The organism is uncultured Stenotrophomonas sp. (assembly GCF_913778665.1).
Lineage (GTDB): Bacteria > Pseudomonadota > Gammaproteobacteria > Xanthomonadales > Xanthomonadaceae > Stenotrophomonas.
Genome location: NZ_CAJYVQ010000009.1, coordinates 272,708 through 287,637 on the forward strand (window position 1 = coordinate 272,708; position 14,930 = coordinate 287,637).

Annotated in this window: 12 protein-coding genes; 9 read left to right on the forward strand and 3 right to left on the reverse strand. The window is 66.3% G+C overall.

From position 1 onward, the window contains the following. The first annotated feature begins 33 nt into the window (after nt 1-33). The 4 genes from QZ853_RS13595 (at nt 34) to QZ853_RS13610 (ending at nt 4,825) form a co-directional block, all read left to right on the forward strand. Nucleotides 34-366, forward strand: a complete 333-nt coding sequence (locus tag QZ853_RS13595) for an Imm12 family immunity protein (RefSeq protein WP_295574143.1) — start codon at nt 34-36, stop codon at nt 364-366. A gap of 180 nt (nt 367-546) precedes the next feature. Further along, nucleotides 547-855 (forward strand): SMI1/KNR4 family protein, encoded by a 309-nt coding sequence (locus QZ853_RS13600; protein WP_295574145.1) that lies wholly within the window; start codon nt 547-549, stop codon nt 853-855. A gap of 145 nt (nt 856-1,000) precedes the next feature. Then, nucleotides 1,001-1,762, forward strand: coding sequence for a hypothetical protein (locus QZ853_RS13605; RefSeq protein ID WP_295574146.1), 762 nt, complete (start codon nt 1,001-1,003; stop codon nt 1,760-1,762). Nucleotides 1,763-1,906: 144 nt separating this feature from the next. Beyond that, nucleotides 1,907-4,825 (forward strand): VIT domain-containing protein, encoded by a 2,919-nt coding sequence (locus tag QZ853_RS13610; protein WP_295574149.1) that lies wholly within the window; start codon nt 1,907-1,909, stop codon nt 4,823-4,825. A gap of 60 nt (nt 4,826-4,885) precedes the next feature. On the opposite strand, the gene QZ853_RS13615 is transcribed toward QZ853_RS13610, so the two are convergent. Both QZ853_RS13615 and QZ853_RS13620 read right to left on the reverse strand, forming a co-directional pair. Next, nucleotides 4,886-5,872, reverse strand: coding sequence for a phosphatase PAP2 family protein (locus QZ853_RS13615; RefSeq protein ID WP_295574151.1), 987 nt, complete (start codon nt 5,870-5,872; stop codon nt 4,886-4,888). Nucleotides 5,873-5,881: 9 nt separating this feature from the next. After that, nucleotides 5,882-7,090 (reverse strand): acyltransferase family protein, encoded by a 1,209-nt coding sequence (locus QZ853_RS13620; RefSeq protein ID WP_295574153.1) that lies wholly within the window; start codon nt 7,088-7,090, stop codon nt 5,882-5,884. 135 nt (nt 7,091-7,225) lie between these two features. Between QZ853_RS13620 and QZ853_RS13625 the strand changes: the two genes are divergently transcribed. Then, a complete protein-coding gene (locus QZ853_RS13625) occupies nt 7,226-8,128 on the forward strand; it encodes a LytTR family DNA-binding domain-containing protein (protein WP_295574157.1) in 903 nt (300 codons plus the stop codon). Between the two features lie 33 nt (nt 8,129-8,161). Here the strand turns inward: QZ853_RS13625 and QZ853_RS13630 are convergent, their stop codons facing one another. Continuing rightward, nucleotides 8,162-8,902 carry a M48 family metallopeptidase gene (locus QZ853_RS13630; RefSeq protein WP_295574159.1) on the reverse strand — a complete coding sequence of 247 codons (741 nt, stop codon included), beginning with the start codon at nt 8,900-8,902 and terminating at the stop codon, nt 8,162-8,164. Nucleotides 8,903-9,099: 197 nt separating this feature from the next. Here QZ853_RS13630 and prfB point away from each other — a divergent pair. The 4 genes from prfB (at nt 9,100) to QZ853_RS13650 (ending at nt 14,812) form a co-directional block, all read left to right on the forward strand. Further along, nucleotides 9,100-10,225, forward strand: a protein-coding gene (gene prfB / locus QZ853_RS13635) for a peptide chain release factor 2 (RefSeq protein WP_295574162.1) whose coding sequence is annotated in 2 segments (ribosomal slippage) — nt 9,100-9,174 and nt 9,176-10,225 — 1,125 coding nt in all. Because the reading frame shifts where the segments join, the coding sequence is not laid out codon by codon here. 218 nt (nt 10,226-10,443) lie between these two features. After that, nucleotides 10,444-11,226 (forward strand): helix-turn-helix transcriptional regulator, encoded by a 783-nt coding sequence (locus QZ853_RS13640; protein ID WP_295574165.1) that lies wholly within the window; start codon nt 10,444-10,446, stop codon nt 11,224-11,226. Nucleotides 11,227-11,722: 496 nt separating this feature from the next. After that, entirely contained in the window at nt 11,723-13,108 is a 1,386-nt protein-coding gene (locus QZ853_RS13645; protein WP_295574168.1) for an NAD-dependent succinate-semialdehyde dehydrogenase, read from the forward strand. A gap of 63 nt (nt 13,109-13,171) precedes the next feature. After that, the gene (locus QZ853_RS13650) at nt 13,172-14,812 is read left to right on the forward strand and encodes an acetolactate synthase large subunit (protein ID WP_295574171.1); all 1,641 of its coding nucleotides are present in this window, start codon (nt 13,172-13,174) and stop codon (nt 14,810-14,812) included. The last annotated feature ends 118 nt before the right edge of the window (nt 14,813-14,930 follow it).

The following is a 14,930-nucleotide window of genomic DNA, read 5'->3' on the forward strand; positions in this document are numbered from 1 at the left end:
GGATCCGCCTTGCCCGGCGGGCCGACATCGCATATGCAGGCGCGCGCTAGATTGAAGTCCGCGTTCGCAGAACTGTCCATTGATGGTCTGGAAACGATCGATGTTGAACTGTGGATCAGTGGCAGTTTGACAGAGTATTGCCCGGAAGGGATTTCATCGTCGGTTAGATTCTCTGCCAAGAAAGAGAGTGTTCTGCTTGCTGTCTGCGTTGGAAAGGGCGAGGCAACGTCCGTCGACGATGATTGTGCTGCATCGGCAATTGGAGGTTGGCTGGCGCGCGGTTTCGAAAGTGCAAAGCTGCCTCGAAGTGCCGGTAAGATTGATTTTTCGGGTGCTGCTGGCGCCGTGAAGCTCTGTTTCGCTTGATTGGTCCGGGAGGCCTGGTGTGTCCTGATTGGGGTTCCTGTTTTGAGCGCCTCGATGACATGATCGCTCGATCAGCGCGGGTAAGGGCGTTTCCTGGCCGTGCTGTTGCTCCGGAGCTTGTGGAGGATGCAGAGCGGGAGCTTGGGTTGGCTCTGCCCGTTTCCTACAAGGCTTGGCTTGGTGAGTTTGGAAACCTTTTTTGTAGGTCCAGATCCCGTCTTCGGTCTCGCAGATGCGGAGAACCGTGACGTGGCTGATGACGACCTTGTCTACAACGCTCGCTTGGTCGAGGAGAACGGCTTTCCGCCAGAAGGCCTGATTCCGATTTTCGTTCCGGACTCGGACGAAGCCTTCTACTTCGATACACGTGAAGGATTGAAAGATGGGGAGTATCCAGTTCTGCGGTACGACTACAATTCCGGGGAGTTCGAGTTCTCTTCTCCATCATTCTTTGATTTCCTGATGGACCTCGTTCGTCACTCAGGGTAAAGAGGTTCTTGCTCTCTAGTTCCTCGCCTTACCCCGCCCACAGCGGTGTCGCTGTAGCGCTGTGGTCTTACGCCATAGGTGAAGTTGCGGATCCGTCGACTACCTCTCGCGTTGCGCAATCCGGTGCTGATGTTGAAGCGCCGCTATGATCGTGTATTCATCCACATCATGCGTGATGTCTTCATTGGTCTCTGTGGTGGACTGGGATATGCGAAACATTGATGGTCAAGAATTCAAGATGGTGTTCGATCAAGGTGGTAGCGTCTTCGAGGTGGTGCGGATAGCAAACAGTAGTTTTGACAATTGCGGAATGTCGTTGTCCAAGCGCCCTTCAAGGATGAGTTCCGTTCGCGACGTAGTAGTGTCGAACTGCAAGGTGATCAACTCTGAGATCGGGCCGACAGTGTTCGAGGATGTCCAGGTCGAAGGGTTGGATGTGAATCCAATTCTCCTGCTCTGGTCCTGCTTCTATAGGAGGGTGTGCCTTGTCGGGAAGATTGGGAAGATCAGAGTCAATATCGAGCCCTCCGCGTTCTGCACGGATGCCGGAGTTCTCGCGGAATTTGCGGAACGGCGCGCGGCGTTCTATTCAAGCGTAGACTGGGCTCTGGACATCAGTCGGGCGAGGTTTGCCGACTTCGCCTGCAAAGGTGTTCCTCTCGCTTTGATCCGGAGAGATCCGGAGACTCAGGTGATAGTCCGGAAGCAGGACTTCTCTGGGGTCGATATGCTGGGAACTCAGTTCGCGAGTGCGTTCCCTGAGACGCACACGAGACTAGGCATCTTCGGTGAGTCGACTGCTGAGGAGGCGTTGCTTGTGGTGCCTTTGGCCGCACCAAGGAAGCGACGTGAAGACTGGGTAGGTGGGATCGCAGAGCTGAGGCGTTTGGGTATTGTCTCGGGTTAGGCGAGTTTCCGCTCATGCTCGGCGCTCTTCCCATTGGATTGTAGAGAGTCTTGGGTGAGGGCCTGTTTCGACGGCATTTCCCCATCCAACCCCATTTGCCCCAGCCACGCGTTGAACCGTCCAACCTCCCGCTGGAGCAGTCCGATGCCCCTCGTCCGCCACGTGATTCCATCCGTACTGGCCCTGCTGCTCTGCGCTGTCGCCGGGGTTGCCCAGGCGCAGTCCGCCAAGGCCGTCCGGCCCGTCCGGTCGGTGCCACTACTGCAGGTTGCCGCCGCCGAGCAGCCCATCGCGCTGCGCCAGGCCCACATCGAAGGCGACATCCAGGCCGGCATCGCCCAGACCCGCATCACCCTGGAATTCCACAATCCGAACCGTCGGGTGCTGGAAGGGGAGTTGCAGTTCCCGTTGGCCGAGGGCCAGCAGATCACCGGGTTTGCCCTGGATATCGGCGGCGAACTGCGCGAGGCGGTGCCGGTGCCCAAGGATCGCGGCCGCCAGGTCTTCGAGGAGATCGCCCGCCGTGGCGTCGACCCCGGCCTGCTGGAGCAGACGGCGGGCAACCAGTTCCGCCTGCGCATCTACCCGCTGCCGGCCGGTGGCAGTCGCCGCGTGCAGCTGGTGCTGCGCGAGCCGCTGGCCTTCTCGGGCCAGGGCTGGCGATGGACGCTGCCGCTGCAGTTCGCCGCAGGTGCTGCCTCTGTTGCAGTGAAGGTGCAGGCGCCGGGGGCGATGGCTGCAGGTACCGCACCGTTCCAGATCACGGCGGGCCAGCTGCAATGGCAGGGCCAAGGTTCGCAGCTGCCGCCGCAGCTGCAATGGAACCTTCCGGCCGAAAGAAAGCCGCAGGTGCAGGTGGCGCCGTGGCAGGACGGACACTATCTGCTGGCGCAGGTGCCGGTGCCGGCCAGCAGTACTCCCCGCACGCCGCCGAGCGAGGTTGGCCTGCTGTGGGACGGTTCGGGTTCCTCCGGCCAGCGCGACCGCGCGCGTGAGTTCGCGCTGCTGGATCGTTACTTCGCCGCGATGGGCAATGGCACGGTCGCGCTGACCGTGCTGCGCGACCGTGCCGAGCCGGTGCGCCGCTTCCGTATCCGCGCAGGCAACTGGAGCGAGCTGCGCGCGGCTCTGCAGGCGGTGCGCCCGGACGGTGCCAGTGCGCTGGCCCAGTGGCAGCCGCAGCCGAGCGTGAAGGAGTACCTGCTGGTCAGCGACGGCCTGCTGACGTACGGGCCGGAACAGCTGCCAGCGATGGCGCCGGATCAGCGCCTGTTTGCGGTCAGCAGCGCCGGTGCCCGCACCGACAGCACGCGCCTGCGCAGCTGGAGTGAAGCGCACGGTGGTCGCTTCGTCGCCCTGGAAGCCGACGTCGATGCCGCCGCGCGTGTACTGCTGTCTTCGCCGCTGGACGTGCAGGTCGACGCGGGACGTGGCGTGCAGGACGTGGTGATCGACCGTCGCAGTGAAGCCGAAGGCTGGCTGTGGCTGCACGCGCGACTGGCGGCGGAGGGTGTGCCGATGCGGGTGCGCGTTGGCGGTGGCGAGTGGCTGGTGCTGCCGGCCACGCAGAAGAGCGACGACGGTGAACTGCTCGCCGGCTTGTGGGCGCAGGCGCGCCTGCAGCAGCTGGGGGCCGACCGTCGCGGCAACCGCGAGGCGATGCAGCGCCTGTCGCAGCAGTTCGGCCTGGTTGGGCCGGACACCTCGCTGATCGTGCTGGAAACGCTGGAGGATTACCTGCGCTACGCGATCCGTCCGGCGGGCAAGCTGCGCGCCGAGTACGACGCCCGCTTCGCACGCCAGGTGAGCGACCGCGCCGCTGCCGATCGCCGGCGTCTGGACGAGGTGGCCGCACGCTGGAAGGAGCGCCAGCAGTGGTGGAGCCGCAGTTGGCCGAAGGACGCGCCGCCGCAGTTGAAGGGCAGGGCGCTGGAAGTGGCGTCTGCAGATGCTGCGATGGAATCGGCGCCGGTGGCGATGCTGGCGGCACCTGCTCCGGCAGCCCCGCCTGCGCCGATGGCAGCGGCGGCCGAACAGCGCAGGGAAGCTGGCAGTGCGCGTGCACGTCGCTCGGTGTCCGCACCGAAACAGGCGCTCGACGCGGTGGTAGTCACCGGGTCGGGCATCGATCAAGCCGGACTCGCCAACGAGGGCGAGCTTGGCATCCAGCTGGCCGCATGGCAGCCGGATTCGGCCATTGCCCGGCGCCTGCGCCAAGGGCCTGCATCGCAGTTGTACGACCGTTACCTGGCCGAGCGCGATGCGCATGCCGACAGCAGTGCGTTCTTCCTCGACGTGGCCGACCTGCTGCTGGAGCAGGGCCAGCGCGAGCTGGCGCTGCGTGTGCTGTCGAACCTGGCCGAGATGGACCTGGACAACCGCCACCTGCTGCGCGTGCTCGGCTACCGGCTGATGCAGGTCGATGCCCCGGCGCTGGCGGTGCCGGTGTTCGAGCAGGTGCTGGCAATGGGCCAGGAAGAGCCGCAGAGCTTCCGTGACCTCGGCTTGGCGCTGGCCGCCGCCGGGAAGCCGCAGCAGGCGCTGGCGCCGCTGTACCAGGTGGTGGTGCGGCCGTGGGACAGCCGCTTCGATGGCATCGCGCTGATCGCGCTGGATGAGCTGACCAATCTGGTTGCACGCAGCACGCCCAGGCTCGACACCCGCAGCATCGACCCGCGCCTGCTGCAGGCGATGCCATTGGACCTGCGCGTGGTGTTGTCGTGGGATGCCGACAACAGCGACATGGACCTGTGGGTGACCGATCCGAACGGCGAGCGCGCGTACTACGGCAATCGCCTGACCTACCAGGGCGGGCAGATGTCGCAGGACTTCACCGGTGGCTATGGGCCCGAGCAGTTCTCGCTGCGCAACGCCAAGCCCGGCACGTACAAGGTGGAAGCGAACTACTTCGGCAGCCGCCAGCAGCTGGTGACCGGTGCGACCACGCTGATGCTGCGCCTGACCACGCATTGGGGCACGCCGAAGCAGAAGGACCAGAGCGTCACGCTGCGGTTGAAGGACCGCGCCGAGACCGTGTTGGTGGGCGAGTTCGAGGTGAAGTAGAGCAACGCCATGCGTGGCCATCGTGCGGTCCGGAACGGCCTATCCACGCATGGCGTGGATCTACCGGGGGCCGTCTGGCATCGGCGGGCGTTGGCGCGGAATCCACCGCGCCAGCGCCACGCCGCCACCGAGGACCAACAGCGTGCCGACGGTCTGCCACAGCAGTTCGGTTGCCGGTGCATCGGGCAGCGGGATGCTGTCAGCCAGCCAATCAATGACCGGTCGCGCCAGCAGGTAGATCACCACCACGCCAAGCACGCGTGCTACCCGCTGCACAACGCCCCGCGGATCGACCGGCCAGCCGCGCCACTGCAGCCACGCCACCAGCAGGCCCAGTGCGAGCAGCCGCCCGGCCTCACCTACTGGAACGTAGCGCGTGGTTGCCGCCGCCCAGGCCAGCAGCGCGCCCAGGCCAAGCAGAACCGGCAACTGCCATCGCCGCGCCGCACGCAGCCCCGGCATCAGCTGCCAGGCCAGCACGGCTACACCGATGCCGATCAGCCAGCCGGCCAGCACGTCGGCAAGGAAATGCCGGCCCAGGTACATCCGTGACAGCGCCATCAGCAGTGGCCAGCCCAGCACCAGGGCCCAGCGCAGCCAGCGGCGGCGGATGCCGAAGGCCAGCAGCAGGCCAACGCAGGCGGCAGTGGCCACACCGACATGGCCGCTGTTGAAGCCGTAATCGGCATCAGGTTGTGCGCGCAGCATCGCGGTGGCCTGCGCGTCGGGCAGTGACCAGAACGTATGGCCGCCGCCATCGACCACGAACGGATGCGACGGTATCCCTTTATCCAGCACGCGTGCGTCCACGTCCGAAGGGCGGGGAAGGGCGGCACCCTGCTTGATCGCGTGGGTGGCGCAGGCCATCAGCAGCACCGCCAGCATCACGCACAGCCCGGCACGCAGGCGCGCACCGAACGCGCACAGCAGGATCAGCGCGGTATAGGCCATTTCGTAACCGAGCAGGCTGATGAACTGCATCAGCGACAGCATCCAGCCGCTGTCGAAGGTCTGCTGCAACCACAGGTGCCATTGCGTCTGGAACATCCGTTGTCCTCAATGCGCGGTCACGGCGCGGGCAGGTGCCGACAATAGCGGATCAGTGCGAAGGCCGAACAGGGGTCGCAGCCAGCGTACGCGGCGGATCAACAGTTCGTGGATCAGCAGGCAACCGCTGACGGTGCCGGCCACAAGCAGCGCAGGCTCCAGCCAGGGACCCAACTGCAGCGGCCGCAACGCGTACAGGAGCACGATCAGCACGGTCTGGTGCAGGATGTACCAGCTGAAAACGGCCTCCCGGCAATAGTCCAGACCGGGCCATGGACGGGACAGCAGCACCCGCGCCCAACCGAACAGGGCCAGCAGCATGCACCACGTATAGAGCGCACGGCCGATGCGTTCGGTCTGGCCCCAGGGCAGCGCCAACACCCAGGCATCAAGCTCGCCCACGTGCGGCAGGCGGGCCAGGGCACGGATACCCAGTTCCACGCACAGGCTGAGCAGGGCCAGGCCCAGGGTCAAGCGGCGCCCGCGCACCAGCAGGTCCCAGCCGCGCTGCCAGCGTGCCGCAAGAAAGCCGCCGAGGAACAGGGGCAGCGATTCGGCGTGCACATAGACGTCGTCCAACAAAGCGTGGGTGGGCGGCCAGCGTGGCATCAACACCAGCAGCGCCCAGGCCAGCCACGCCACCGGCAGCATCAACAGCAGGCTGCCCAGCACGTGGTCACCCAGCTGCCAGCGCGGCAGCGCCCCGCGCAGCGGCCGCAGCAGGCTGGCCAGCGCCACGGCCAGGAGGGTGTACGGCAGCAGGTAGGCCAGGTACCAGAGGTGATTCCAGGTGAAGCCGTACGCGGCGCCACTGAAGTGCGCGCCAGGCCAGGGCCGGAACTGCCAGTAGCGCCACAGGAACCGGGCCAGCCCCGGCGCTGCGTCGCCCTTGTCCACCGCCTCGCAGTAGGCCTGCAGGGACACGATCGCGACGATACCGAACAGCAGCGGCAGCTGCAGGCGCCAGCAACGACGCAGGGTATGCCGCAACCGCCCCTGGTCGGGCAGGCACAGGCCCAGCGCGATGCCGCTGATGGCGAAGAGAAGCGGCATGCGCCATCGGTTCATCGCGATCATCGGCCATTGCAGCCACTCGGCGGTGTAGGCGCTCTTGATGTGGAAATCCCAGCCGGCCACGTAGGCCATGGCGACGTGGTAGAGGATCAGCAGCCCGAAGGCGGCGACGCGCAGGGTGTCCAGGTCATGGCGACGGTGCATGGAAGGCGGCCTTCAGGAGGAAGCTGCACCCTCCGCCCGCCAACGGCTGGCCGCCAGTGGATGGGGCGCAATGGTGGGCGCGGAGGGCCCAGTGGTGGGGCGGCTGGGACCAATGGCGGATGCGCGCGCGCCCGGATGGGCAACAATGGCGGCATGGAAAATGGAGATCCGGCGGCATCGACCGCCTCTGTTTCAGCGCGGCCGCGGCGGCCGCGGCTTGCCGCCGCGTTCTGGTCGCTGCTGTTCCTGGGCACCGCGGCGGGCAACGTGCTGGCGCAGTGGATGCGGGCGTTGCGTGACGGGCAGCCCTTTCCGGTAACGGCAACCTCGATCGAGGAGTTCAGCAGTGCGCTGGCCAGCCTGGGCCTGCTGGCGCTGCTGCATGCGGCAGCGCGGCGCTGGCCGCTTCATGCTGACACCTGGCGGCGCCGGATCGGTTTCTATCTGCTGGGGGCCATTGCCTGGTGGCTGCTGCACGTCAGTGCGATGGTGCTGCTGCGCAAGCTGGCTTTTGCGATGATCGGCCAGCACTACACCTACGGCGACTGGCCAGCGCAGTGGTTCTACGAGTTCTTCAAGGATGCTCAGACCTACAGCCTGCTGGTGATCGCGGTGCACGCGGTGGCCTGGTTCGGCCGCCAGCGGCAGGGCGAGGCCCACCTGCTGGCGCCGCCCGACGAAGGGCCGCCGGTGGAACCGGTCGAACGCCCGCAGCACTTCCTGGTGCGAAAGCTGGGCAAGGAGTTCCTGGTCGCCACCGGGGATGTGGAATATGCCCAGGCCGCAGGCAATTACGTGAACCTGCGGGTGCGCGGCCACGACTACCCGCTGCGGATCACCATGGCGGTGCTGGAGCAGCGGCTGGACCCGGGCGTGTTCCTGCGCCCGCACCGCAGCTGGCTGATCCATCGTGGCCAGTTGCGCTCGATCGAGCCGCTGGATGGGGGCGAAGCGCTGCTCCACATGGCTGATGGCGTCAAAGTGCCGTGCAGTAGGCGACAGCTGCCGCTGCTGCGCCAGGCCCTGGCGGGGAGCTGAGCGGGCGGACCGGTCGGCCCGCCCGCGCAGGGCTTACTTCTTGTCCTTCTTGATCATCGCGTCGATGCGCGCGGCACGGGCCTCCGAGCCCGGGTGCGAGGACATCAGGCCACCGTCGCTGGACAGCTTGCGGAACATGCTGGCCAGGGCGGCCGGGTCGTAGCTGTGGCGCTTCATGAACTGGTAGCCGTACTCATCGGCCGCGCTCTCTTCCTTCTGCGAGAACTGCGCGTTGATGAAGCCTTCGGCCAGCTCGCCGAGCTGGCCCTGGCTGAGCTGGGTCAGGTTGCCGTTGCCCGAGGCCGCCAGGCCTTCACGGCCAGCCGAGGCGAGCAGGGCGGTACGCATCTTGGTCTTGCTGTGGCCGAGCTTCACGTGGCCGATTTCGTGGCCGATCACGCCACGCACTTCGTCATCGCTGGCCATGTCCATCAGGCCGGTGTAGACGCGCACGCAGCCGTTGGCCATCGCCCAGGCATTGACGTCGGCGGTACGGTAGACCTTGAAGTTCAGGTTCAGGCCGTCCTCGTTGGACAGGCCCTGGGTGATCTTGGCCAGGCGCTGGGCGTAGGGGTCGTTGCCGGTCACCACCTGGTTGTCCTTGTCCATGTAGGCGCAGGCCTGGTCGGCGGCGGCCGAGACTTCGGCGTCGGACAGGGTCAGCGCCTTGCCGGCCTTCAGGCCGGTGCTGGTCAGGCCCTTCAGGTCGATGGCCGAGGCGTTGGCGGCCAGCAGGCAGGCAGCCAGGCACAGGGTGGAACGCAGGATCGTCATTGAATTGGTGCTCCTTGGATGGGAATGAACCGCCGCGTGCCCCTGTTCGCGCGGCGGCCGGGAAGTCTACCGGCTGCGCGCGGGCCTGTGTCCAGCGTGGATGTCCCGCCACCGACGGGGGCCCCCGGCCCGCCTCGCCGGGGATGGGGCGGCTGCGGTATCATTCCCAGTCATCTTTTGAATGCACAACCGCCGACATGATCGAACTGAATCCTGTCCGCCAGCGCATCACCGATCTGACTGATCGCGTGCTGTCGCTTCGGGGGTATCTTTGACTACGACGCCAAGAAAGAGCGTCTTGAGGAAGTAACGCGGGAGCTGGAGAGCCCCGACGTCTGGAACAACGCCGAGTACGCGCAGAACCTGGGCCGCGAACGCTCCAGCCTGGAAAAGACCGTGGGCGGCATCGCCTCGGTGCTGGACGGCCTGACCGACGCGACCGAGCTGCTGGAACTGGCCGAGTCCGAACAGGACGAAGATACCGCGCTGGCGGTGGTCGCCGACCTGGACAAGCACCAGGCGCACGTCGAGAAGCTGGAGTTCCAGCGCATGTTCTCCGGCGAGATGGACAATGCGGCCGCGTTCGTCGACATCCAGGCCGGTGCCGGTGGCACCGAGGCCCAGGACTGGGCCGAGATCCTGCTGCGCATGTACCTGCGCTGGTGTGAATCGCGCGGCTGGAAGACCGAGCTGATGGAAGTGTCCGGTGGCGATGTTGCCGGCATCAAGTCGGCCACGCTGCGCGTGGAAGGCGATTACGCCTACGGCTGGCTGAAGACCGAAACCGGTGTGCACCGCCTGGTGCGCAAGTCCCCGTTCGATTCGGACAATCGCCGCCACACCAGCTTCACCTCGGTGTTCGTGTCGCCGGAAATCGATGACAACATCGACATCACCATCAACCCGGCCGACCTGCGCACCGACGTGTACCGTTCGTCCGGTGCCGGTGGCCAGCACGTCAACAAGACCGAGTCGGCGGTGCGTATCACCCACATCCCGACCAACATCGTTGTCGCCTGCCAGACCGGCCGCAGCCAGCACCAGAACCGCGACAACGCGATGAAGATGCTGGCTGCCAAGCTGTACGAGCTGGAAATCCAGAAGCGCAACGCCGAGAAGGATGCGGTGGAAGCCACCAAGTCCGACATCGGCTGGGGCAGCCAGATCCGGAACTACGTGCTCGACCAGAGCCGTATCAAGGACCTGCGCACCGGCGTCGAGCGTTCCGATACGCAGAAGGTGCTCGACGGTGACCTGGACGAGTTCGTCGAGGCCAGCCTGAAGGCCGGCCTGGCGGTCGGCTCCAAGCGTCTTGATGCCTGATCGGCGCGCCTGCGCGGAGATCGTCACCCTCGTGCGCAGCGCCGGGGGGGGCGTTATTTGTAGAGCTGGAGGCAGCGGCAAGAGCCGCTGCCAACGTCGCTCGCGACGGCCCGCAGGGTGCCGGTCAGGACGACCGGCATAGCCATGCTCAGCTGCTTTTCGCGGGGTAGCAGATGCGTCGAGCATGGCTCGACGCTACAACGGGCACGGCGGTAGTGATGATGCGCAGCGAAAGTGAACGCAAGGAACTGGGCGGCTTCCTCAAGGCCTGCCGCGCCCGTGTCGACCCCGCCACGCTCGGCCTGCCGGCCGGGCGCCGGCGTACCCCGGGCCTGAAGCGCGAGGAAGTGGCGCTGGCCATCGGCGTGAGCGTCAGCTGGTACACCTGGATCGAGCAGGGCCGTGAAGTCCGTGCCTCGCCCGAGGTGCTCGAGCGCCTGGCGCAGGTGCTGCGCATGAGCGATGACGAGCGCGCCTATGCCTTCGCGCTGTCCGGCTACGGCGTGCCACTGGAATCGCCGGACGAGAGCGTCACCGACGGCCTGCGCCAGCTGGTGGAGGCGATGCAGCCGATCCCGGCGTACGTGCGCAATACCCGTTTCGACATCCTGGCCTGGAACCCGGCCATCGCCGAGCTGTTCGTCGACTACAGTCAGCTGGCGCCACACGAGCGCAATACGCTGCGGCTGATGTTCCTGTACCCGCCGTACCGCACGCTGATCCTCAACTGGGAAGAAATGACCCGCGGTCTGCTCGCCGGCTTCCGCGCGGCGATGGCACAGGCGCCGGACAAGGCACCGTTCCTGGCGTTGGTCGAGGACATCGCCGCGCACAGCGAGGTGTTCCGCCAGTGGTGGCCGGAGCACGATGTGCGGCGTTTCGATGAAGGTGCCAAGAAACTGAACCATCCCACCCGCGGCTTGCTGGACCTGCAGTATGTGGCGCTGGTGCCGGAGAGCCGGCACGATCTTTCCTTGGTTACTTACCTGCCGCGAACGTAGGGGTTTACGGCAGGGCCTGCAGCCCTGCACCTGCTCAACGCAACGGTCAGAGCCAGAGCCAGAGCTGGATTCCGTGGTTTGGCGGGGCGGTGTCGGAGCGCGGGGGCGCCGCAAGTACGTCCGTGTAGGCTTGGCAGCCGCATCCATGCGGCTGACACCCCGCACTCCGACACCGCCCCACCTTCAACAGATCTCCGCGGCTGTCGGTAGGTGTCGACCTTGGTCGACACATCTGTCAGATATCGAAAGAAATTTCGGGGTCAGATCCGTTTTCCATACCCACCTCGCCATCCCACGGATGGCCAGCTTCTGCCGTTGCCCTTGCCTTGGCTTGAAGCCTCTGCGGGTGCAGGGCGCCGCCCTGCCTATAACCCCATTCAGGCAGGTAAGTGCAGGTCACAGGATAAGCAGACGCCTTGTTGCCTCCGCCAATCGGGTCCACATTCCTGTGCAGGAGACGGGCCACCGCCCGTTGTCGAGACACCAGGAGACCTGCATGTCCGCTGCCCCCAGTACCGCCATTTCCCGCGATCCGGCCACCGGCCAGCAGATCGCCAGCCATCCCTTCGCCAGCGATGCTGAACTGGACGCCATCCTCGATCGCGGCCAGGTTGGCTTCGCCGCCTGGAGCGCCCGCAGCCTCGAAGAGCGGGCCGAGGTACTGCGCGCAATGGCCGCCGTACTGCGCCGCGACCGCGAGACGCTGGCCGCGCTGGCCACCGCTGAAATGGGCAAGGTGCAGGCCGAATCGCTGGCCGAGATCGAGAAGTGCGCCGTGCTGTGCGACTGGTACGCCGACCATGGCGCGCAATTCCTGCGCGACGAACCGACCCTGGTGCCGGACGACAAGGCCTACGTCTCTTACCTGCCGCTGGGCGTAGTGCTGGGCATCATGCCGTGGAACTTCCCGTATTGGCAGGTGATGCGCGCGGCGGTGCCGATTCTGATGGGCGGCAACGGCTTTCTGCTGAAGCCGGCCGAGAACATCGTCGGTACCGCGCAGCTGCTCGATGCCGCCTGGCGTGACGCTGGCTTGCCGGAAGGCACGTTCATCGCCGCCAACATCAGCCGCGAGGGCACCAGCCGCGCGATCGCCGATGACCGCATCGCGGCGGTAACCCTGACCGGCAGCGTTGCCGCCGGGCGCAGCATCGCTGCCCAGGCCGGGCAGGCGCTGAAGAAGGTGGTGCTGGAGCTGGGCGGTTCCGATCCGTTCATCGTGCTGGCCGATGCCGACCTCGATGCCGCGGTAGATGCGGCGGTGGCCTCGCGCTTCCAGAACACCGGGCAGGTCTGCATCGCCGGCAAGCGCATCATCGTCGAAGATGCGGTCTACGACCGGTTCGTGGCGCAGTTCTGCCAGAAGGTGCAGGCGCTGACCATCGGTGACGGCCGCGACCCCGGCAACCGCGTCGGCCCGATAGCGCGCCAGGACCTGCTTGAACAGCTCGATGCGCAGGTGCGTGCGTCGGTCGACGCTGGTGCGCAGCTGTTGGTCGGCGGGCACCAGCTGGATCGTCCGGGCGCGTTCTATGCGCCCACCGTGCTGGCCGGGGTGGAGCCGGGCATGCAGGCCTTCGACACCGAAACCTTTGGCCCGGTCGCCTCGATCAGCCGCGCGCGCGATGCCGATCACGCGGTGGAATTGGCCAACCAGAGTGAATTCGGCCTCAGCGGCAACCTGTGGACTGGCGATCGTGCCCGCGCGATGCAGCTGGCGCGCCGTATGCAGACCGGCGGCGTATTCGTCAACGGCTTCTCGGCCTCTGACCCGCGCGTGCCGATCGGTGGGGTGAAGAAGAGTGGCTTCGGCCGGGAGCTCTCGCACTTCGGCATCCGCGAGTTCGTCAACGCGCAGACGGTCTGGTTCGACAAGCGTTGACGCGCGGCTTCCACCCTTCCTGCAACGATCCACTATCAGTCCAGCGAAAAGGACGGCATTCCCATGTCCAAGGGTTCAGACCTGCTCGTCGCCGCACTTGAGAACGAAGGCGTCGAGCGTATTTTCGGCATTCCCGGCGAAGAGAACCTCGACGTCGTCGAGTCGCTCCGCCATTCCAGCATCGAGCTGGTGATCACCCGCCACGAACAGGCGGCGGTGTTCATGGCCGCCACCTACGGGCGCCTGACCGGCAAGCCGGGCGTGTGCCTGGCCACGCTCGGCCCGGGCGCGCTCAATTTCACCACCGGCGCCGCCTACGCGCTGCTCGGCGCCTGGCCGGTCATCATGATCACCGGCCAGAAGGGCATCGTCGCCAGCAAGCAGGCGCGCTTCCAGATCGTCGACATCGTCAGCACGATGAAGCCACTGACCAAGCAGGCGCGGCAGATCGTCTCGGCACGCACCATCCCGACCATCGTCCGCGAGGCGTTCCGGGTGGCCCAGGAAGAGCGTCCAGGCCCGGTGCTGCTGGAGCTGCCCGAGGATATCGCCGCTGATGAAGCCGAGGGCGTGGCGCTGATTCCGCCGCACGCGGTGGACCGGCCGATTGCCAGTCCGGAGGCACTGGATCGCGCGGCGGAGATCATCCGCGCAGCCAAGCGGCCCTTGCTGATGATCGCATCGGCCGCCTCGCGGCCGCAGTCCAGCGAGGCGCTGTCCGCGTTCGTATTGCGTGCCGGCATTCCGTTCTTCACCACGCAGATGGGCAAGGGCGCGGTGGCGGGTGGTTCGGGCCTGTACATGGGCACCGCGGCGCTGACCGAGCGTGATTACGTGCACATGGCCATCGACCAGGCCGACGTGATCGTGACCATCGGCCACGAAGTGACCGAGAAGCCGCCGTTCGTGATGCGCGCGGGTGGCCCGACCGTGATCCATATCGGCTACTCGCAGGCGGCGGTGGAACAGGTGTACTTCCCGCAGGTGGAAGTGATTGGCGACATCGGCCGTTCGCTGACCCAGCTGGCCGATCGCATCGAAGGCGCGGTGCCGAACGCCGATGCGCTGCTGCCGCTGCGCGCGACCATCCTGGAGCACCTTGCCGACCGCGCCGAGGAGGCCGGGTTCACCCCGCAGCGGCTGGTGCATGACGTGCGCCAGGTGATGCCGGCGGACGGCATCGTGGCGCTGGACAACGGCATGTACAAGATCTGGTTTGCGCGCAATTACCGCACCCAGGTCGCGAACACGCTGCTGCTGGACAACGCGCTGGCGACGATGGGCGCAGGCCTGCCGTCGGCGATCATGGCCTCGATCCTCTATCCCGAGCGGCGGGTGCTGGCGGTCTGCGGCGATGGCGGCTTCATGATGAACAGCCAGGAGCTGGAGACCGCGCGCCGGCTCGGCCTGAACCTGGTGGTGCTGATTCTCAACGACGGTGCCTACGGGATGATCCGCTGGAAGCAGGCGGTGGATGGCTTCACCGACTACGGCATGACCTTCGGCAATCCGGATTTCGTCAAGTACGCTGAAGCCTATGGCTGCAAGGGCCATGAAGTGACCGCCATCGATCAGCTCATCCCGACCCTGGAGGCGGCGTTCAACGCGGGCGGGGTGCACCTGGTGTCGGTGCCGATCGACTATTCGGAGAACCAGCGCGTGCTGGTGGACGAACTGCGGCAGGCGTTCCCCGGGAATGCCTGAGGTAGCGCCGGGCCACGCCCGGCGGATTGCTGCCCCCTGACCGCCGGGCATGGCCCGGCGCTACCGGGTCCGGCGAGGCCCGGGCAGGGCGGTTTTGGTATGCTGTGGAGCCGGCTGT

Bases quoted from the DNA above. Each gene is read 5' to 3' on its own strand.
- QZ853_RS13595 (WP_295574143.1), top strand. From the start codon at position 34: ATGCAGGCGCGCGCTAGATTGAAGTCCGCGTTCGCAGAACTGTCCATT.
- QZ853_RS13605 (WP_295574146.1), top strand. From the start codon at position 1,001: ATGATCGTGTATTCATCCACATCATGCGTGATGTCTTCATTGGTCTCT.
- QZ853_RS13610 (WP_295574149.1), top strand. From the start codon at position 1,907: ATGCCCCTCGTCCGCCACGTGATTCCATCCGTACTGGCCCTGCTGCTC.
- QZ853_RS13615 (WP_295574151.1), bottom strand. From the start codon at position 5,872: ATGTTCCAGACGCAATGGCACCTGTGGTTGCAGCAGACCTTCGACAGC.
- QZ853_RS13620 (WP_295574153.1), bottom strand. From the start codon at position 7,090: ATGCACCGTCGCCATGACCTGGACACCCTGCGCGTCGCCGCCTTCGGG.
- QZ853_RS13625 (WP_295574157.1), top strand. From the start codon at position 7,226: ATGGGCAACAATGGCGGCATGGAAAATGGAGATCCGGCGGCATCGACC.
- QZ853_RS13630 (WP_295574159.1), bottom strand. From the start codon at position 8,902: ATGACGATCCTGCGTTCCACCCTGTGCCTGGCTGCCTGCCTGCTGGCC.
- QZ853_RS13640 (WP_295574165.1), top strand. From the start codon at position 10,444: ATGATGCGCAGCGAAAGTGAACGCAAGGAACTGGGCGGCTTCCTCAAG.
- QZ853_RS13645 (WP_295574168.1), top strand. From the start codon at position 11,723: ATGTCCGCTGCCCCCAGTACCGCCATTTCCCGCGATCCGGCCACCGGC.
- QZ853_RS13650 (WP_295574171.1), top strand. From the start codon at position 13,172: ATGTCCAAGGGTTCAGACCTGCTCGTCGCCGCACTTGAGAACGAAGGC.